At 27.4% G+C, this 21,220-nt stretch carries 15 protein-coding genes, 1 tRNA gene and 1 pseudogene; 14 read left to right on the plus strand and 3 right to left on the minus strand.

Going from position 1 to position 21,220, the window contains the following annotated elements:
* Positions 1-40 precede the first annotated feature (40 nt).
* From F0310_RS02795 to F0310_RS02810, 4 genes are all read left to right on the plus strand, one after another.
* Complete coding sequence (locus F0310_RS02795; RefSeq protein ID WP_182117434.1) at positions 41-1,192, plus strand: chemotaxis protein CheB; 1,152 nt, start codon at positions 41-43, stop codon at positions 1,190-1,192.
* Positions 1,192-2,961 carry a BB0569 family chemotaxis protein gene (locus tag F0310_RS02800; RefSeq protein ID WP_182117435.1) on the plus strand — a complete coding sequence of 590 codons (1,770 nt, stop codon included), beginning with the start codon at positions 1,192-1,194 and terminating at the stop codon, positions 2,959-2,961. The genes F0310_RS02795 and F0310_RS02800 overlap by 1 nt, the downstream gene beginning before the upstream one ends.
* Before the next feature lie 37 nt (positions 2,962-2,998).
* Positions 2,999-3,373 (plus strand): response regulator, encoded by a 375-nt coding sequence (locus tag F0310_RS02805; protein ID WP_182117436.1) that lies wholly within the window; start codon positions 2,999-3,001, stop codon positions 3,371-3,373.
* A gap of 109 nt (positions 3,374-3,482) precedes the next feature.
* A complete protein-coding gene (locus tag F0310_RS02810; RefSeq protein ID WP_182117437.1) occupies positions 3,483-4,826 on the plus strand; it encodes a Sapep family Mn(2+)-dependent dipeptidase in 1,344 nt (447 codons plus the stop codon).
* 131 nt (positions 4,827-4,957) lie between these two features.
* Here F0310_RS02810 and F0310_RS02815 read toward each other — a convergent pair.
* A tRNA-Leu gene (locus F0310_RS02815) sits at positions 4,958-5,041 on the minus strand.
* Between the two features lie 8 nt (positions 5,042-5,049).
* Positions 5,050-5,739: a UMP kinase gene (gene pyrH, locus F0310_RS02820; RefSeq protein WP_182117438.1), complete on the minus strand. Its 690-nt coding sequence runs from the start codon at positions 5,737-5,739 to the stop codon at positions 5,050-5,052.
* 205 nt (positions 5,740-5,944) lie between these two features.
* Here pyrH and F0310_RS02825 point away from each other — a divergent pair, with 205 nt between their 5' ends.
* The 9 genes and pseudogenes from F0310_RS02825 to recG all read left to right on the plus strand — a co-directional run bounded on the left by F0310_RS02825 (position 5,945) and on the right by recG (position 18,885).
* Complete coding sequence (locus F0310_RS02825; protein WP_182117439.1) at positions 5,945-7,024, plus strand: glycosyltransferase family 2 protein; 1,080 nt, start codon at positions 5,945-5,947, stop codon at positions 7,022-7,024.
* A 58-nt stretch (positions 7,025-7,082) separates the two neighbouring features.
* Positions 7,083-7,881 (plus strand): annotated as a pseudogene (locus tag F0310_RS02830) (ATP-binding cassette domain-containing protein).
* Positions 7,874-8,089 (plus strand): hypothetical protein, encoded by a 216-nt coding sequence (locus tag F0310_RS02835; protein ID WP_182117440.1) that lies wholly within the window; start codon positions 7,874-7,876, stop codon positions 8,087-8,089. The pseudogene F0310_RS02830 and the gene F0310_RS02835 overlap by 8 nt, the downstream one beginning before the upstream one ends.
* An 862-nt stretch (positions 8,090-8,951) precedes the next feature.
* A complete protein-coding gene (gene pyrG, locus F0310_RS02840) occupies positions 8,952-10,550 on the plus strand; it encodes a glutamine hydrolyzing CTP synthase (RefSeq protein WP_182117441.1) in 1,599 nt (532 codons plus the stop codon).
* Positions 10,551-10,699: 149 nt separating this feature from the next.
* A complete protein-coding gene (locus tag F0310_RS02845) occupies positions 10,700-11,287 on the plus strand; it encodes a hypothetical protein (RefSeq protein ID WP_182117442.1) in 588 nt (195 codons plus the stop codon).
* Positions 11,288-11,483: 196 nt separating this feature from the next.
* Complete coding sequence (locus F0310_RS02850; RefSeq protein WP_182117443.1) at positions 11,484-12,659, plus strand: methyl-accepting chemotaxis protein; 1,176 nt, start codon at positions 11,484-11,486, stop codon at positions 12,657-12,659.
* Between the two features lie 129 nt (positions 12,660-12,788).
* Positions 12,789-16,232, plus strand: coding sequence for a DNA polymerase III subunit alpha (dnaE, locus tag F0310_RS02855; protein ID WP_182117444.1), 3,444 nt, complete (start codon positions 12,789-12,791; stop codon positions 16,230-16,232).
* A gap of 5 nt (positions 16,233-16,237) precedes the next feature.
* Positions 16,238-16,816 (plus strand): YggT family protein, encoded by a 579-nt coding sequence (locus tag F0310_RS02860; RefSeq protein ID WP_182117445.1) that lies wholly within the window; start codon positions 16,238-16,240, stop codon positions 16,814-16,816.
* 8 nt (positions 16,817-16,824) lie between these two features.
* Positions 16,825-18,885 (plus strand): ATP-dependent DNA helicase RecG, encoded by a 2,061-nt coding sequence (gene recG, locus F0310_RS02865; protein ID WP_182117446.1) that lies wholly within the window; start codon positions 16,825-16,827, stop codon positions 18,883-18,885.
* Positions 18,886-18,888: 3 nt separating this feature from the next.
* Here the strand turns inward: recG and F0310_RS02870 are convergent, their stop codons facing one another.
* Positions 18,889-19,683 (minus strand): M15 family metallopeptidase, encoded by a 795-nt coding sequence (locus F0310_RS02870; protein WP_182117447.1) that lies wholly within the window; start codon positions 19,681-19,683, stop codon positions 18,889-18,891.
* 117 nt (positions 19,684-19,800) lie between these two features.
* Here F0310_RS02870 and F0310_RS02875 point away from each other — a divergent pair, with 117 nt between their 5' ends.
* Positions 19,801-21,141, plus strand: a complete 1,341-nt coding sequence (locus F0310_RS02875; protein WP_182117448.1) for an MATE family efflux transporter — start codon at positions 19,801-19,803, stop codon at positions 21,139-21,141.
* Positions 21,142-21,220 lie beyond the last annotated feature (79 nt).

Consider the following 21,220-nt stretch of genomic DNA (forward strand, 5'->3'; position numbering starts at 1 on the left):
TTTTTGGTTTTGTTAATGTAAAGTATACCAAGAGATAATAATGAAGATATTGATAGTTGATAATCAGGGCCTAATAAGACAAGTTTTTGTTAGAGCTTTTAATAAAGATTTAGATGTTGAAGTGTTAAATCCGGGTTCTAATTCTTTGAACCTTATTAATATTTTTTTACAGAAGTTTCCTGATTTAGTTATTATTGATGAAAATACAGCTAGGTCTAATTTTGGAAATGCTCTTAATAATGTTCTTAATAATATTTCGCTTCCTGTTGTATTTATAGCAGAAGATGAGGTTTCTCCAAATTTTGGATTAATTGAGTCTAAGAAAGATAAAGTCAAGTTAATAATAAATAAACTTAATTTTAAGCTTACTGTCAACTTATTTAGAAGTAGTTATTTGGATTTAGTCAAAAAGGAAGTTAAAAATCTTGGGAATAAAAAACTTATTACTTCTTTTGATGTTAAAAGGATTAAAGCTCCTGATTTTGCTACTAAGCCTGAGATTAGAAAATCTAATACGTATATATCTAGTGTAACAAAGAGTTATAAAGTTTCAGATGTTATTAATGTTGCTCCCAAAAATGATCCAGATGTTATTTTAAAATATCAGGGTGTTATTAATAGACAAAAAACGGGAAAAGTGATTTTTGTTGGATCTTCAACTGGGGGAACTGAAGCTTTAAGAGTATTTTTAAAGTCTTTTAGAAAAGATTCTCCTCCTATTGTTATTGTTCAGCATATGCCAGGAGGATTTACAACTTCTTTTGCAAGAAGCTTAAATAATGAAGTTGAAGTTGATGTAAAAGAGGCTGAGGATGGAGATATTTTAAAGCCGGGTCTTGTAATAATTGCGAATGGTAATTATCATTTAATTGTAAAATATGGCAATGGAAACTATTTTGTTAATTTATTAGATGGTCCTTTAGTTAGTAGGCACAAGCCGTCTGTTAATGTATTGTTTCGTTCTGCTGCTATGTATGTTGGAGAGAATGCTATTGGGGTTATGCTTACGGGAATGGGAGATGATGGAGCTACTTGTATGCTTGAGATGAAGAATAGTGGTGCATATAATATTGCTCAAGATCAAACAACATCTGTGGTATTTGGAATGCCTATGGAAGCAATAAAAATAGGTGCTGTAGATAAGATTCTTCCTTTAAATAAAATATCAGAATATATTTTAAGGAGATCTTAATGAGTGAAAATAAGCATTTAAATGTTGACCTTTATATTAGTAAATTATTTTCTGAGCTTGAAAATTTTGATGTTAAATCAAGGCAGGTTTATTCAAATTTAAGTAAATCAATTCCTAAGTTAATAGAGAAACTTTCAAAAGATATTAAAGATTTATCTTTTAATGTTGGTTTTATTTCTGATCTTGATATTGATAATGATTATTCTTTAAATAATTTCATTTATAAAGTAATAAGAGTATTGAATGATTTTGTATCTTACTTTAATTCTTCAACGGATTCACTTGAAACTCAGTTTAGCATTATAAAAGATAAGGTAAAGGATATAGAAATACTTGAAGATGTTATTGAAAAGATGAAAAAAAGTTCTCTTGATATGGAGATAATGTCTATTAATACATTAACTGTTGCATTAAGAGCTGGTAGAGCAGGAGGAGCTTTTTCTTATATTACAAATGAAATTAAAATTTTGACTCAGTCTATGATCAAGCAGGCAGACCAGCTTACTGGCAGAGGGAGGGATATTAAGGTTGGGCTTGATCGTGCTAAGGAACAGGTACGCGAAAATAATATTGCTGAGAATAAAATTCTTGAAGAATTTAAAGATAATTTGATGAAAAATATAGATGAATTTTCAGGGCAGATTGGAGAAGTTATTGCTTTTTATGATAGTATATTGGATATACTTAATGAGTTTAAATTCAAATTTGTAAATGCTGTCTCTTATCTTCAGTTTCAAGATAGACTTACTCAATCTTTATATCACTTAAATATTATGTATTCAAATATTGATGTTTTTAAATTTAGAGATATAAGTGAACTTCAGAAATTGAAATTTTTGTCTATTTTTACAGACACGTCTAAAATGATAGTTAGGGATGTTATTAGCAAGTTAGATGAAAATTTATCTGTATTTGAAGAATTTGTTGATATCTCTATTTCATCTATCCAGACTATTAATGATTTAAAATCGGAAAATTCGTTACATATTGATATAGCAAGAACAGTAGAATCTTTTTCAGTTATTTTGTTGAATTTACTTAAGAGAATAGATGATGTTGAAAAGAATAATTCCAATTTTTTAAGTCTTTATTATGAACAGATTAAGTTTGTTAAGTCTTTAGAATTTATGTTTTCAAATATTGCAGCTATTTCTGCTAGGTTTCAAAATATTAATATAGCTTCTAAAATAGAGGTTGTAAAGAGGATTGAACTTGAAGATATGGAAGGTAATATATCTGAGATGTCGAAGATTATTGGGAATATTGATTTAAATATTAATAAGGGACGAGAGTTCTTAGATCAAATAATATTTTTCTTTGAAAAAGTTGTAAAGGATTATGACAATAGATTTTATCTTGAAAAAAATTATTTTAATAAGTTTAAAAAATTGTTTATGGAGATTAAGAATAATATTATTGAGATAAAAAATATAGCTATTGATAAGATTTTATCTTATGAAATATTTTCAGTTGATTTTTTAGAAATATTTGAAGAAATAAAGATAGAAGTTTACAATATTAAGAATTTAAAAAGTTGTCTTTTAGATATAGAAAAGCTCATAATTAATATAGAGAAAGATATTAATTATGAGCTTAACTCAGAGTTAGTTAAGAATGGTATTAGCTCTGTCGAGATTGATGACAAGGAATTTGTTCGAAGAATTGCTAATAGGTTTACTTTATTTATACACAAAAAGCATTTATTGTCTCTTATTGAAGATGAAAAAGATGTTCAATCATTAGATGAGGGTAGTGTAATTTTATTTTAATTTTTATATACTTATTGAAAGGTTTTAGGAGTATCACATGAAAAAAAGGATTTTAGTCATAGATGACAATAGGGCTATTAGACAAAGTGTTGCTTATATTTTAGAACAGAATGGTTTTGGAGTTTCTGAGGCAGAAGATGGATTAGATGGTGTAACTAAGTTTAAGGAAGCCGTTGGACAAAGTGATAAAGATTTTGATCTTATTATTACGGATATAAATATGCCTAATTTGGATGGAATAGGGGTAATTAAACAGATAAGAGAATTTGGAAGTTTTGTTCCAATACTTGTTCTTACAACTGAATCTGAACAATCAAAAGTTGATGAAGGACGTAAGGCTGGGGCTACTGGTTGGCTTGTTAAACCTTTTAATCCAACTACTCTTATGCAAACGATATCAAAAATATTTTAGATTTTATTTCTAAAATAGATTTAAGATTTTGCTTTATGTACAATTGATTAATTGATTATATTTTAAAAATATAAAACGTAGGTATTTAATTTTGTAGGGGAGCTATTTTATGAATTTTAAGTTAAAAGAACAGTTTTATTTTGATTTGGGAGAATTGATTAAGTTTAATAGTATAACTAGCTTTCCTTTGAAAAATAAGCCTTTTGGTGAGCAAATTGATTTATGTTTAGATAAAGTGTTGGCAATAGCCCAAGGTATTGGTTTTAAAGATTACAAAGCTAAGGATGGATATTATGGGTTTGCTGATATAGGAGAAGGTAAAGAACTTATAGGTATTTTGGGGCATGTTGATGTTGTTGATGCTGGAAACGTGTCTCAGTGGCAATCGGATCCTTTTAAATTGAATTTTAGAGATGGAAATATTTATGCTAGAGGTATTTTAGATGATAAGGGACCTTTGGTAGCTGTTCTTTATGCTTTTAGGTTATTAGCTATGGAGGGATTTGCTTTTAAGAAAAAATTTAGAATTATTTTTGGAACAGATGAGGAAACTTTATGGCGATGTATTGATCATTATAAGAAGAGAGAAGTACTTCCTGATTTTTCTTTTACTCCTGATGCAGATTTTCCAGTTGTTAATGCTGAAAAAGGATTATTACAGTTTGATATTATTAGTAATGAAAAATTTTTTATGGATTTTAATCTTGGTACTGGATATAATGTAATTCCTGAAGAGTGTTCTTTTGAGATTAGAGATTTTAATAAAGATGACTTTAGAAGTTTACTTGATGGTTTTGGAGATAGTATTAGATATAAATTTTGTGAAAATAATGTTGTTATTCGTGGCGTTGCTGCTCATGCTTCATTGCCAGAGCTTGGAGTTAATGTTGCGCCTTATGCATTGAGTATTATTAAAACTTTAGGGGCATATGCTAATTTTATTAAATTTTTTGAGGATAAAATTGGATTTACTATTAATGGTGAAAAATTGTTTGGTAAAGTTCTAGGAGATATGAAGTCTGGAAAACTTACTCTTTGTTTGACAAAAATGAGTTTATCTAAAACTTCTAATCAAGTTTTGTCTTTTGATATGAGATATCCTGTAGATTATAAGAAAGAAAATTTAGTCAGTTTGATAAAGGATTCTTTAATTCCTTATTCTTTAAATTATAATGAAGTCTCTTATCTTGACCCTATGTATATTGATTCTGATTCCAGTTTTGTCAAAACTTTGATTGAAGTTTATAAAGACTTTACAGGAGAAAGTTATGCTAGACCTATTGCTATTGGAGGTGCAACTTATTCTAGAGCTTTAAAAAACTGTGTTGCATTTGGTCCTTTATTTAACGGATCAGTAAGTACGGCTCATCAAACTAATGAATATATGAAAGAAAGTGATCTTTTAAAGCTTGTTTCAATTTATAAAGAAGCTATTAAAAGACTTAATGAGTAGACCTAGATTTTCATTTTTTGAGAATTTAGTTAGTAATTTTTATATTTTAAATTGGTTGCTATTTAAAAGTAACAACAAATTTTTGTTGGATAATTAATAAGATTTTTATTTTATATTTGTATTATCGTAAATACCGGTAGTCGGAGTCGAACCGACACGAAGTTGCCCTCATCAGATTTTGAGTCTGACGCGTCTACCAATTCCGCCATACCGATGATAAGTTTTATTTTACTATAATAGTTCCTAAAAAATCATCATTTTTATTAAAAACTTTTTCTAAATTTTTAATATCAATTCCATTTATAATATATGCTTTAAGGCTAAGTTTTAAAGCTAATTTGGTTGCTATTGGGTCAAACGGTAAGTTTGACCCAGGTACCCAGTTTTTTCCAACAATATCTTGTAGCTTATTCCAAGTAATATTGCTCAAACCTTTTGCGTCATTAAACTTTTTAGGATCTTTGTCATAAATTTGATTTACATTGGTTAAATTAATTATTTCATTTGATTTAAACTTTTCAGCAAATTTTACTGTAATGTAATCTGTTGAAAATCCTGGCTTCCATCCTGAAGCAACTAGTATGTTTCCTTTAAAAGAAAAGTCTTTAGAGGGGTCACTGACAACCTTATCAATACAGAGTGGCTTCATTGATTTGCTAATAAGTTGAGCATTTAATTTGGTAGCTTCAATTCCAATTTCATCAAGGTCATCATCTTCAAATGCAGGATTGATTTGTTTGTAAGAAATTTGATATTCTCTTGCTGTTTTTCCTCCACCTGTGATTAATATTATTTTTCTTCTATTGTCTTTTTTTATCCATTTAAAAATAAGATTTCTTAAATTTTTAATGTATTCTATGTTGATTTTATCAGGATTAATTAAACCGCCTCCAAGGCTAATTATTTTAAGCACAGAAACTCCTTTTTCTTTAATAAGGATTATATCTTTCAATTTTAACTTGTATTATATATTATAAATGAAGTTTATTTGAAAATAGGTTTAAAATAATGTAAATTCAGTAACTATACTGTACAATATTTGCTTGGATGTTATGATATAAAAAGTTTTTAATAATGGTAAATTGTTCTGTGTAGACTTTTATAGAGTAATATTTATTTTGGAGGATGTTATGCATAAGTATAAAGTCTCTGTGATTATTTGCTTTTTTAATTCAGATAAGACTCTTGAATTGATAATCAAGGATGCCGTTAATCAAACATTAAGAGATAAAGAAATTATATTGGTTGATGATGGTTCTTACGATAATAGTTTGCAAATAGCTCAAAAGTATGCAGATAAGTATGACTTTATAAGAATTGTTAAACAGAAAAACATGGGAATAGCTGCTTCTAGAAATATTGGATTTGAGAAGGCTCAAGGAGAGTATATAATTTATTGGGATAGCGATGATACGGTTGAAAGTACTATGCTTGAAGTACTGTATAACAGGGCTAAGGCAGATAATTCAGATGTTGTTTGTTCTCAGTTTTATATTTATTTTCTTGCAAGGAATATAAAAAGAAAGTCTTTACTTCCTTTTCCCAATTATACTATAACTGGAAAAGAAGCTTTTGAGAATTTATTATCGACTGTTTTTGCTAGTTTTTCTAAGAGAAATTTTGTTGTGGGTACGCTGTGGGATAAGCTTATCAGAAGAGATTTAATTTTAAATCATAATATTAGCTTACATAATGTAATATTAGAAGACTTAGTTTTTTTGGTTCATGTTTTTTTAAAATCAGGTAAAGTTTCTTTTGTTAATAATTATTTTTATACTAATTTCCAAAGGATAGGAAGTTCAAGCTCTTCAATTAGTGTAATAGGTAGAGTGAGATCTACTCTTGAACTGATAAAAAATTTATTAAGGGATGAGAAAATTCTTGATAAGTATTTTGAACTTTATAAAAAATTTTATTTACAACTTTATTATTTTATATCTTTTAAGCAGATTTACATTGTAGTTTGGAGCATTAAAGATCAACTTATTTATAGGGCTTATAAAGCAAAGCTTATTTCTGTTCTCAATGAAATTAAAAGCTTTGAAGAGTTTAGAGAGCACTATGTAAGTTTGCAGGAGTCTTCTAAATTTAACCAGATTCAAATCTTGCCAAGGGTTATGCTAAAGGTGTGGAATGTTAGCTCAGCATTCTATGTTAATTTTTCTATATTTATTTATAGAATTTTTTTAAAGAATTAATACTTTTTATAAGTAATATTCGCTATGTTTGATAACCACTAATACTAGGGAGAGTTGGGTGAGCATAAAATGTTTAGATATTTTTTCTTATGGGAAGCATGAAATTTATTCAGATTTAAATTTAGTTTTTTCAATTCCACAAACTTACTTGATTCTTTGCAAAAATGAAGTAGATAAGTCTACTTTGTTAAAGCTTATTAGTTTCCTTTTAAATTCATCATCTGGAAAATTTTATTTAATTCTTTAAGTGTTTTTCCAAGAAATCCTTTAAATTTAGAGAAGTTATTTTTTATTCCATAAGAATTTAAGTTACTCAACCTTTCTTTAGATGATTATTGTAAATCTTTGTCTAGATTTTATCTGAATTTTCAAGGAGAAAATTTAAAGGAGTATTTATTTAAATTTAAGCTAGATGCTAATCTTAGACTTGAATCTTCTTCATGTGGTGAAAAGAGGGTATTATTGCTATAAATACTCCTGTTTTGATATTTGATGAACCTACAAATAGTCTTGACATTGCTTCAAAGAATGTTTTTAGAAATGTCATAAGTAGCTTAAAAAACAGAATGGTTTTATTACAGGTCATAATGTTAGGGATTTAGTAGTATCGTAGATCATTTAACTATTATTGATAATAAAAATATTCTTTTTTCAGATTCAATATCTTATTTTAATAAAAACTATAAAGTTAAAATCGAGTAGATAAGCTTGGTGGAGAAGAGCTTTATTATGAAAAATTAAGAGATGGTTTTAAGGCACTTTATTTAGAAATTGATACTAGCGGTAATAATATGGACCTTGAGTTTTTCTTTTTATATGTTACTAGTTGTAAAACAAGGGGTTTAACAGATGTTTAACTTGAAAAGATTTTCTAAATTTTTAAATATGGATTTTCTTTATAATAAAAGATTATATTTTTATTATTTTATTGCAATCTTTGGTACTATTACTTTAATACTTTTTTTAAGTTTTTATTATGACTTTAGTTTAATTGATAGTCATATTATTGATGGAATAATATTTTTATTTTTTGTATTGTCATACATTACGTCAATATATATATGATGTTTGAACATTATAATTCAATTCATGATTCATTCGCAATCGTGTTTTATTTATCTTTTCCTGTGTCTACATTAAATACATTAGAGAGATATTTTTTGTTTTTTTAAATTTTTATTTAGTTTACCTTTGTTTTTAATTCTTTGTTATTATCTGAGTATAAATTTTACTGTATTATTAGATAGTGTTTTTTAAAATAACAAATTATTTAATGTCTTTTAAAGATTTTAAAATAACCTATATCAGTTATTTAATTGCCTTTTCTATATTTTAATATCTAGGATTTTACTTAAAAGTTACCCTTTTTTAAAAGCTATTATTTTAAGTATTCTGTTTTATATCTTGTTAGAATTTTTTTAGTTTTGTTACGTTATTTATAAATAATGATTTATTTAAATTTATATATAATTTTAGTTTTAAAGATAAAGGCTATTATTTGCTTTTATTTAATTCTAGTTCTATGTATTTTTCATTTTTTTTGTATTTTTCCATATTTTATTCTTAAAAATTTAGGAAATTTAAACAGTACAACTAATTTATTATTTTTGTTGGGATTATTTTTTTCTTTGCTATTCTCTTTATTAATAGTATCTTTAGCTTTATTTATTATATTAATGCTTAAGAAGCATTAGATATGGTAGTTATATTAATTTAATACATAGCTCTTTTATTTAATAATATTTAAGATAAATTTTTTGCTACACTTAAGTTTGAAGGTCATATTTCTTGATTCTATTAAAATAAAGAATTTAATTGTCGAAGATATATGATCTTTAGCCATTGTATATATCATACAAAAATATAGGCTATTGAAGTATTTTATAAAATTTAGTGTTTATTATTGTATTTTGTTTAGGGGGTGTTAATGAAAAATAAGCTAAAGATTCTGGTAGTAACAGGAGGTGTAATCTCCGGAATAGGGAAAGGGGTTACATCGGCAAGTATTGCAAGGTTATTTAAGGATAATTTAAAGATAACTCCGATTAAATGTGATGGGTATTTAAATGCAGATCCTGGCACTATTAATCCTGTTGAACATGGAGAAGTTTTTGTTCTTGATGATGGCGGAGAAGTTGACATGGATTTTGGTCATTATGAGAGATTTTTGAATTTAAATGCTAAGTCTAGTTGGAACATTACGATGGGTAAAATATATAAAAATATTATTGACAATGAGAGACATGGAAAATATTTGGGACGAACAGTACAGCTTATTCCTCATGTTACTGATGAGATAAAGGATATAATTTTTAAAATAGCTAAAGAAGAGTCTAGTGAGCTTTTAGTGATTGAAATAGGAGGTACTGTAGGAGATATGGAAAATATTTTGTTTATTGAAGCTATGAGACAAATAAGATATGAACTTGGAAGTAATAATATTGCTTTTATTCATTTAACTTATGTTCCAAGTCCTGTAGGAATAAATGAGCAAAAATCTAAACCTACTCAACAGAGCGTAAAGACTCTAAATAAAGCCGGAATTTTTCCAGATTTAATTATTGCAAGAAGTTCTAAGCTCTTGACAAAACAAATAAGGCAAAAAATAGCGATGTTTTGTAATGTTGACGCTACTTCTATTATTGATAATATAGATGTTGCAACTATTTATGAAATCCCTATATCTTTTTATAAACAGGGATTACATGAAATCTTGGGTTTTAAATTGAAAGTTAATATTAGGCCTAAGATAGGAGAGCTTGATAGATTAGTAAGTGTAATAAAAAAAAATCTTATATCTCCTAAGAGAGTAATAAATATTGCTATTTGTGGTAAATATGCCGAACTTGGTGATTCTTATGCATCGATATTTGAGTCTTTAACTCATGTATCTGCTAATTTAGATATTTTAATTAAGACAACTATAATTGACAGCACCAATTTTGATGAAGAAGTTTTAAGAAGTATAGATGGTCTTGTGATTCCTGGTGGGTTTGGTGGTAGAGGATACGAGGGTAAAATTTTTGCAATTAAATATGCAAGAGAGCATAATATTCCTTTTCTTGGTATTTGTCTTGGGATGCAACTTGCGGTGATTGAATTTGCTCGTAATGTTTGTGGAATACTTGATGCTGATACTGAAGAGAATATTGAGAGTAATTTTATAAATAATCCTGTAATTCATTTGTTGCCAGAACAGAAAGAATTAAAAGACAAGGGTGCTACAATGCGACTTGGAGGTTATACTGTGTTTTTAGAAAAGAATACTTTAGCTTTTAAGCTTTATGGAAAAGATAAAATTATTGAAAGATTTAGACATAGATATGAAGTTAATAATAATTATATTAATTTGTTTAGGGAAAATGGTCTTGTTATTTCTGGATTTTCTGAGGATTTTAAAATAGTAAAAATAATAGAAATTCCAAAAAATAAATTTTTTGTGGCCTGTCAGTTTCATCCTGAGCTCATTACAAGGCTAGAGAAACCGTCAAAACTCTTTTTAGGGTTAATCAAAGCTTGTCTTTGATGTCTTTGATGAATGTGATTAAAATTTATTTTAATATTCTTATATTTTAGGAATCAAGGTTAATTATTATTTATTTCTTTAATATATTAATAGGTATTATACTATAATCTATAGAACTATTATTATGGAATGTTTATTAGGGGGCCAATATGAAAGAAGAAGATATTAAGAAGGCAATTGCAATGAAAAGATTGGTTAAATACTTTTTTGATGAGCTTAAATATAGAATGAAAATACCCTGTCTGAGACCAAGTAATAAAGATATGAGTACAAAGTATATACTTCTTAATCTTTTTAGAAAAATAGCAAATCTTCCTTTTAATAAGAAGTATGAGATTGAAGAGCAATTTTCTCTTGATATTGCAGGAAAAATAGCACAGACAGATGCAGTTCTTATTAAGAGGTTAGATTATGAAAGATGTGTTATTATTGGTGTTATTGAAGCAAAAACGGACCAGAGTGATCTTAATTATGAACTTGAGAGATTTTTTATTCAAGGTAATAAAGTTAATGTTCTTTTTTGGCAGCCAAAGAAAGTTATCTTAAAGCAAGATGAAGAACTAATTATACTAGAATCAAGTGATATTTTTAAATTTGATAATGATTTTTATTTACCAGAAGTGAAAGCTAAGCTAGAAGATTTTATTAGTGTTTTTATGAAGTTTTTTGCTTATAAAGATATTTTATTTGAGTTTAATAAAATAAAGGGTAAATATTCTTTAGTTAAGAATAATTAAGATATTTAATCTTAAATAGAATTAAGTTTTATTGGAGAATATGATTTATTTATTTTAAATAAAGTTAACTTTCATAGGCTAGATATAGTATTTTATAGGTGATATGGTTTTAGTTTTCTGTATTTTAAAAAAATCATTTAAGTAAGTTGTCTTAGTACTTCTAGAAAAAAGGTTTTTTTGTGGTAAAATTCCTTTTATGCAAAAATTTTCACTTTTTAATAAAAGAAATAATAGTATGGTTAAAGAATCTAAGTCTTTGGAAAATATTCAAGATAAAAAGAAAGATTTACATGTGTATGAGTATAAGGCTCCAGTTAAAGAGTTGATAAAAGGATTTTATCATGCGAAGTCTTCTATTAGCAATATGGTGATTGGAATTGAATTTTTATATAAAAATCTTTTTTGTAATTTTGATAATTTTAATAAAATAATTGATCTTCTTGTTAAGATGACTAGTGAAGCTCGTAGGCAGATAAGTTTCATTTTTGATACTATTATAAATAACAATGAAGAAAAATTGAAAAAGATTACTGATGTTATTGTGGGTGTTCAAGGAAGCTTGGAAACAGTAAATAGTTTTTTGGGTGCAACTAATATGATTTCTCTTAACGCTAAACTTGAAGCAGCTAGAGCAAAAGAATATGGGAAAGGCTTTTCTGTTGTTGCTGATGAGATTAAGCGGCTCTCAGATCAGGCGAAGAGTGTTATGAATATGATTTCTGTTAAAGAAATCGAAGAAGTTTCTAAAGATTTAATTTCTAATAATATTAAAGATTTGCAATTAGATATTGATAAGTTTTTCTCAAGTTTTCTTGAAGAACTTGATTCTCTTGGAGCTTTATTTAAGCATTTTATTGGACAGAAAGAAGAATTTTCAATGTTAATTAATAATCTTGAAAGCGTTGAAGCTAGCTTTTGTTATTTGACAAGAAGTTGTGATTCTTTATCTTGCTCTGATACTTTTATGTATTCTAATGATGAGTTTTTAAAGGAATTAGAATTTATCATTTCAGAAGAAATATCTTGGATTAATATTTTAAGATTAGTTGTAGAAAATCAAAAGTGTATGGCTATTCAAACAGATTACATGAAACATGGATTTGGTTTATTTTATAAAGGTCTTGTACCAAAACATGCTAGTATCAAGTTGATTTGGGAAGAAATCTATTCTTATTGCTTGAGTATACATAAAATTGGTATTGATATATTGAAAATATTTACAAAGGATGATTTTGATGATACTGATGTAAAAAGAGCAAGTGATTTTTTAGCTCAAGCTGAGGATATATCAGAAGAAATGATTAAAAAACTTGAGTATGTTAAGAATAAAGTAGTTGAATTAGATAGTCAAGGTATTAGTATTTTTGTATAAACTTAATTTTCTTTATACTTTTATACTAATATTTTGAGTAATTTGGTTAGTAATCATTGTTCACATTTGGTTAAGTTAAGGTATATATCTATTAAAAATCAGATTTTATTTTGATAAAATAAGTTAGTCATGAACTTAAAAGTTAAATTTATTCATTTGCATGTTCATTCAGATTATTCTTTGCTAGATGGCGCTGCTAAAATTACAGATATTGTTGCAAAGGCAAAGGAACATAATATGTCTCATGTTGCATTGACAGACCATGGTAATCTTTTTGGTGCTATTAGATTTTATAAAGAAGCAAAGAGAGCTGGAATAAAGCCCATAATTGGTATTGAAGCTTATATGTCAAGTACATCAAAGCACATAAAGAAGAATGATTATTTAGGAAAGCCTTCTTATCATTTAATTCTTCTTGCTAAGAATGAAATAGGGTATAAGAATTTATTAAAACTTACAAGTATTTCTTATCTTGAGGGATTTTATTATCGTCCTAGAATAGATAAAAATGATATTGAAAAATATTCTGAAGGCCTTATTTGTACGTCTGCATGTATTGGTGGGATTATTCCTCAATTAATTATTGCTAATAGGTTTGATGATGCAAAGAATGAAATTCTTTGGTTTAAAAGTATTTTTGGGGATAATTTTTATCTTGAACTACAGCGACACGGGATTAGGAAACAAGATATTGTTAATGAGAAATTAATTGATTTTTCTAGAGAACTTAATGTTGCATTAACTGTGTCTAATGATTCTCATTATGTGAATAAAGAAGAGGCAACAGCTCAAGATATTATTGTTTGTATCGGAACAAATACTAAGAGAAGCGATCCTAATAGACTTAAGATGGAGACCAATGAGTTTTATCTTAAGTCTCAAGAAGAGATGTGTGAACTTTTTAAAGATTTGCCAGAAGCTTTAGAAAATACTGTAAAGATTGCTGAGAAGTGTAATGATTTTAAGATAACATTTCCAGGTCCTATTTTCCCTGAATATAAGATACCTAGCGAGTTTAATACACTTGGTCAATATTTACAGCACTTAACGCTTGAGGGCTTAGATTTTAGATATGGAAATATAACTAAGCGCATTAAAGAACGTGCTTTGTATGAACTATCGACAATAATTAAGATGGGATTTGAGGCTTATTTTTTAATTGTTTGGGATTTTATTAAATTTGCTCATGATAATGATATTCCAGTTGGGCCTGGTCGTGGTTCTGGAGCAGGTTCAATTGTTGCATATGCTTTAAGAATTACAGATATTGATCCTTTGAAATATAATCTTCTTTTTGAGAGATTTTTAAATCCTGAACGTGTGTCTATGCCTGATTTTGACATTGATTTTTGTTTTGAGCGTAGAGACGAGGTTATAAAGTATGTTACAGGAAAATATGGTGAGGATAAAGTTGCTCAGATAATTACATTTGGGACTTTAAAGCCTAAGGCTGTGTTTAAGGATGTCGGAAGAGTACTTGATATTCCTTTTACTGAGTCTAATGAACTTACCAAACTTATACCTGATGGTCCAAAAGTTTCTTTAAAAGAAGTCTTAGCAGATGAGACTTTAAAAGGATATTTTAATAAAAGTCCTGTATATAAGGAGATGGTAGATGCAGCTCTTGTGCTTGAGGGAATGAATAGACATGTTTCAACTCACGCAGCAGGTATTGTTATTTCTAGAACACCCTTGACAGATTATGTACCACTTTACAAAGACTATAAACAAAATACTATTTCTACCCAGTATACAATGGATTTGTTAGAAGATTGTGGGCTTGTTAAGATGGATTTTCTTGGTCTTAAAACATTAACTTTGATAAAAAATGCAGAAAATTTAATTAAAATCGTTAATCCTGATTTCAGAATAGATGCTATTTCTGATAATGATGGTAAAACTTTTAAGATGCTTTCTGAAGGACGCAGTGCATCTGTTTTTCAATTTGAATCGGAAGGTATGCAACAGATTTTAAAGGAAGCTAAACCAGATAGTATTGAAGATTTAATAGCTTTAAATGCTCTTTATCGTCCAGGTCCTATGCAATTTATACCTCAATTTATTGCTGCTAAGGTGGGAACTAAAAAAATTAAGTATCCTCATCCTGACTTGAAAGAAGTTTTAAGACCAACTTATGGAGTTATTGTTTATCAAGAACAGGTAATGGAGGTTGCAAGAATTATTGGAGGTTTTTCCCTTGGAAAAGCTGATATCTTAAGACGTGCTATGGGAAAGAAGAAAGAAGATGAAATGAATAAAATGAAGGTAGATTTTTTAAGAGGTGCACTTCTTAAAGGTTATGACGAAAACCTTGCAAGTGATATATTTGAACTTTTAAAACCTTTTGCGGGTTATGGTTTCAATAAGTCTCATGCAGCTGCCTATTCTTTAATAGCTTATCAGACAGCATATCTTAAAGCTAACTATCCTGAAAATTTTATGGCTGCCAACTTAACAAATGAGATTAATAATGGTGAAAAGCTTTCTTATTATATTGAGGAAGCAAAATCTATGGGTATAAATGTTTTAAAACCAGATATAAATCAGTCTTTTAGAGAATTTCGTGTAATGGAATCAAGTATCTCTTATGGGCTTAATGGTATTAAGAATATTGGAGGTGGTATAGTAGACCTTATTATTTCTGAAAGAGAACAGAATGGAAAATATAAATCTTTTGAAGATTTTATTAGAAGAATAGATGATAGAGTGATAAATAGAAAATTTCTTGAATCTGGAATAAAATCTGGTCTTTTTGATAGTCTTGATCAAAACAGGAGAACACTTATTGAAAATCTTGATAGATTAATAGAAATTGTATCTAAAGATAAAAAAGATAAGAAACTTGGTCAGAATAGTTTATTTGGAAATATTGGAGTTTGTAATGCTGTAAAGGAAAGCTTTAATTATGATTTTTTTGAAGAATATTCTTATTCTGAGCTTTTAAAATTTGAAAAGGAACTTTTAGGGTTTTATGTATCTGGACATCCTCTTGATCCATATAGAGTAGCAATAGAAAACTTTTCCACTTTAAATATTTTAGAAGAACTTGCCATTAAGAAAAATAATATCGTGCAATTTGCCGGTGTTTTAAATTCAATAAAAATTATAAATAACAAGAGGAGCAATTCTAGAATGGCTTTTGGGGTTATTGAAGATTTTAAAGGCGTAATGGAAATTGTGATTTTTGCTGATAATTATGAGAAATATAAACATTTGCTTATTGAAGATAATGTAATTGGAGTTATAGGAAAACTTACTTTTGGTAGAGATAAATTTTCAATAGTTGTTGAAAAAGTTTTAAGTATTGAAGAACTTTCTTTTAATAAGATTAATAATCTTCATATTAAATTTTTTAATGAAAGATTAAATAATTCTAATCTTCTTTATTCTCTAAAGAATAATATCTTTAAGCTTGAAGATAATACTGGATTTTCACAGGTTTATCTTTATTTATGCAATAATAATAAAGATTTAAAGCTAAAAATGGGTTCAATATTAAATTTTAAACCGGATGAATTTAAGATTAATGAGTTGAAACGTCATGAGATAGTAGAGGATGTTTGGTTTGATTAGGAGGATTGATTTTGATAGTAGAAACTTTAATTATCTTTTTGAGCATTTATAGAATTTTAATTTTAATTAGAATTATTCTTAGTTGGCTTGTATCCTCAGGAATTAATACTAATACATTTTTTAGGTTTATATACAATGTAACAGAGCCATTTTTATCCATTTTTAGAAGAGTTAGGTTTTTTAGGCTTGGCATGCATGATTTTTCACCAATTGCAGCTCTTACTACTCTTACAATAATTGAGAGAATGTTATCTTATGGTGATTATAAGCTCTCGACATTTATTGTATTGTTTATTATTGAAATATGGGGAATAGTTAGAAGTATTTTTTTTGCTCTTATTTTTTTCTTTTTTTTAAGATTAATCTTTTTGTTTTTACATATGTTTGATGATACTGATTTCATGAGAAGTGTTGATTCATTATTAATTCCCTTATCTGTTAAGATAAATAATATAGTAACAGATAAATACATGTCTTATTCTCTAAATCTTATGTTGGCATGTGCATTGCTTATAGCATTTATAATTATTTTTGAACAAGCTATACTTGCTATTAGTATCCTAGCAACTTACGTACCTTTTTAGGAATTTTAATGTTTTTACATGAATTTCAATATGATTTAAATGGTATAAGTGGTCTTGGTAAGAAAGGGATTGATAAGTTGTCCTCTCTTCAAATTACAAATGTGAAAGAACTCATAGAATATTTTCCTAAAAAATATGAAGATCGTCAAAATATACGAACTTTTCCCGATCCCTTGGAAGTTAGAAATTGTGAAATTATGACAATTTTTACTGTTTTAGAGCATAGAAATCTTGGAGGAAATTTTAAAAAAAATTTAAAACTTATAGCTCAAAGTGAAAATGATGAAATATTTGAGATTCTTTTGTTTAATAGAGGATTTTTAGAAAGTTTTTTTAAAGTAGGACAAAAATTTTATATTTATTCCAGGTTTAATTACAGTGATTATACTCAAATGTGGAGTTGTTCTAATTTCGATAGTGAATCTTTTAGTTATAATCCTGAAAGGTTTAAGAAGATTATGCCAATTTATTCTCTTAGTGAAGGACTTACTTCTAAAAAGATATCTTCTTATGTAAAGGAAGCTCTTATTTATTTCATGAAGTTTGGGCATTCAGATATTCCTGAGTTTTTAATAAGTAAATATTCATTGTTGCCGCTTCATGAGGCTTTAAATGAGATTCATTTCCCAAGTTCTTTAGAAATGCTTGATATAGCAAAGAAAACTTTAATTTATAGGGAAATTTTTTTGCTTCAATTTTTTTCAAGAGGAAACAGTTATTCAATTTTTGAGAGAGAGAAAAAGAAGTTGTCGAGAAATTTGCTTGACCAAATTGTTTCGGGTCTTCCATTTAAACTTACAAGAGATCAAAGAATTTCAATTGATGAGATAATTAATGATCTTAGGAGTAATAGACCAATGAATAGATTACTTCAGGGTGATGTTGGAAGTGGCAAAACTCTTGTTGCTTTTCTTTCAAGTATTCCTTTAATCGAGGCTGGATATCAAGTTGCATTTATGGTTCCTACTGATCTTTTAGCAAGACAGCATTATAATAATTTAGCAAGCATATTAAGTAAATTTAATGTTTCCATAGTTCTTTTAACGGGTGGATTAAAGAAGAGAGAAAAGAAAGACATTTTGGAAAAAATTAGAAATGGTAGTGCTGGCTTAGTGGTTGGGACTCATACTATTTTTTCTCAGGACACAGCATTTAAAAAATTAGCTTATGTTATTATTGATGAGCAACATAAGTTTGGTGTTGAACAGAGAGAGGAACTTAAGAATAAAGGTAAAGAAGTAGATGTTCTTTTAATGTCAGCAACTCCTATACCTAGAAGCTTAGCTTTAACTCTATATGGCGAACTTGAAGTTTCTTTAATTAAGAGAGGACCTACAGGCAGGATTCCTGTTACTACTTATTTAGCCAAACATGGTAATGAAGAAAAGGTATATGATTTTTTAAAAAATGAACTTGAAAAGGGACATCAAGTTTATTTTGTATATCCCTTAATAACAGCTTCGGAAAAATTTGATTTAAAGGATGCTACTAGTATGTGTTTAAAGCTTAAGAATATTTTTATTGAATATTCTGTTGAAATGATTCATTCCAAGCTTGAATTGCATGCTAAAGAAGAAATTATGAATAATTTTTATTCAAAAAAAATAGATATTTTGGTTGCAACAAGTGTGATTGAAGTTGGTATTGATTGTCCAAATGCAACTTGCATGGTAATAGAGCATGCTGAGCGGTTTGGACTTTCTACTTTACATCAAATTAGAGGTCGTGTTGGCAGGGGTAGTTTGAAATCTTTTTTATTTTTGCTTTATAAAGAACCTCTAACAAAAGCAGGGAAGTTTAGGCTCAAAACTATAAAAGAGAATATAGATGGATTTAAAATAGCAGAAGAAGACCTTAAATTAAGAGGACCTGGTAATTTATTTGGACTAGAACAAACTGGTTATTTAAAACTTAAAATTGCTGATTTTGCTGAGCATAAAGATATCATAAGTTTGATGAGAGAGGAGCTTAATTTGTTTTTTTTAAATAAATCTTTTTATAATAAAGCGGATGTTGAATTATTAGATAAGCTTTTGTTTTCATATTTAAAAACAGTCAATAAAGAATAATTTTTAATTTGTATATTTTTGAATTAAATCTGAAATTTCTATTTTGTGTTCATTCCAAAATTTAAGAAATTTATATTGAAAATTATTAAAATACTTTTTTTGAATAATACATGCTTGCTTTCCTATGTACATATAGTGCCAAGGCTCTGATTTGTATCCAGTTTCTTTTTCATAATTCTTTGGATATGATAAAGAAAATCCGTATTTTGATGAGTTTTCATAAATCCATTTTCCAACTTTTGTGTCAAGTAAGTTATCATTTATTTCGACGAAATCTATAGCTGTTCCTAATTGATGTTGCGAATGATTAGGCATTGCTGATTGTTTTTCTGCTAGCTTTAATCCGTAGGTTTTCACATTGTGTTCAAATAAAAATTTTTGATATTCTTTTGTTCTATATGCTGATACTATTTTAATAGCAAACCCATTTTTACTTGCTTCTTTAATGAGGTTAATTAAATCTTCTATTAATATTTTCCTTAACTTTAAGCTTTTTTTGCCAATATCTTTTAATTCTTTAAAGTCTTTTAAATAGACTAAATCAGTTGGTTTATATCCTTCGGGGATTGGAAATTTTTTATTTACTTGCAATAAAAGATTATTCTTTTCTGCTTCAAGGAGTGGTTTTATCTCTTTTAAAAATGTAATTGGGGTTTTTATAATTTGTTTTTGAAGAGATGGATCTATTTCTTTTACAATATTAAGCATACTTTCTAAGTCTTGTTTTGATATGTTGATTGCTTGTAAAATTAAGATATGAACTAAGCACATTAATAAAAAAATGTATAATAATTTCATAAAAATATAACTATAATATACTTTATTTTGATTGTTTTGTTAAGATAAACATTTTATGAGTTTTAATTTGTAATTTAAATTATTTTTTATTTATAAAAGTGGTAAAATGGACAGGATATGCTAAAGAAGTTTGGTAATTATAATTCTATACTAAAAGAACTGTTCACATTAGCTATTCCTACAGCTTTTGAGTCTTTTTTGTTCCAGTTGGTAACTTTTTTTGATAATTATATGATTTCTTATTTAGGATCTCCTCAAGTTACAGGGGTTTCTCTTGCAAATAGGATAAATTTTCTTTTCTTTATTATTGTATTTGGGCTTGGTACTGCTCTTAGTGCTTATGTTTCTCAGGCATTTTCTAAGAAAAAGTTTGAGCATGTAAAACAAGCATTTGCTTATGCTTTGAAAATTGGCACAACTATTGGAATTGCTTTTTTTTACATATCCTTTATTTTCTCAAAAGAAATTGTTAGTCTTTTTATAAAAGAGAAAGGTTCTTTAAATTTTGGAATAGATTATTTAAAAGTTATCTCTGTTTCCTATATTTTTATGTCTTATTCTTTCTTGTCTGCTATGGGCTTTAAAAGTTCTAAGGATATAAAAATACCTTTGATTGTAACTATAGTTGTTGTACTAGTTAATATTGTTTTTAATTACATATTTATTTTTGTATTTGGTATGGGAATAAGCGGAGCAGCGTATGCTACTTTAATCTCTAGGGTTATTGAGTTTATTTTTTATTTGCTTTACAATATTTTTAATATAAAGTCTTATTATCATCTTAGGTTAGAAGATTTTTTTGTTACAAAGAGTGTAAAAGTAGCTAATTTAAAAATACTTATTCCTGTACTACTACATGAGATTGGTTGGGTTTTAAGCATAACTATTTTACATGCTTTTTATGCTCGACTTGGAAGCAGTGAATATGCATCTTTTGCGGTTGCATCTAATATTTTGGATTTGTGTTTTGTTTTAATGCATGGGATGGGAGTTGCGACTGGTGTTATTGTTGGGCATTTTATGGTAAAAGATAGAGATCATGTTAAGGCACTTGGAATATTTTTATCTATTATTGGAGTTATTTTAGGATTTTTTGTAGCCTTGATTCTTCTTTTAATATCTAGAGTTGTTCCTGTTATTTTTGGCAATCTAGATACTCCTGAACTTGTTGGTGTTTTTATTTCTATTTTTGCTAGCATTGTTGTTTTTAAAGGATTTACATCTCAAGTACTTGTTGGCATTTTTAGAACTAGCGGGATTCCAAATATTTGTTTTTGTATTGAAGTAGGAGTAATAGTTTTTTATACATTACCAGTTGCTTATTTTTTGGTTTTTTTTACAGAATTTAGATTTCCATTAATAGTTTTTATTGTTAATCTTGAAGAGATTATTAAAAGCGTATTTATTTTAATAGAATTTTTTAAAGATAATTGGATAAGGGAGATTCAATATGAATAGCTGACTTAACCTATTAAGATATATTATAATTAATTATTATTAGGATTTTTTATGAATTTTAAATTCATTTTAATTTTAT

The organism is Borrelia sp. A-FGy1, assembly GCF_014084025.1.
Lineage (GTDB): Bacteria > Spirochaetota > Spirochaetia > Borreliales > Borreliaceae > Borrelia.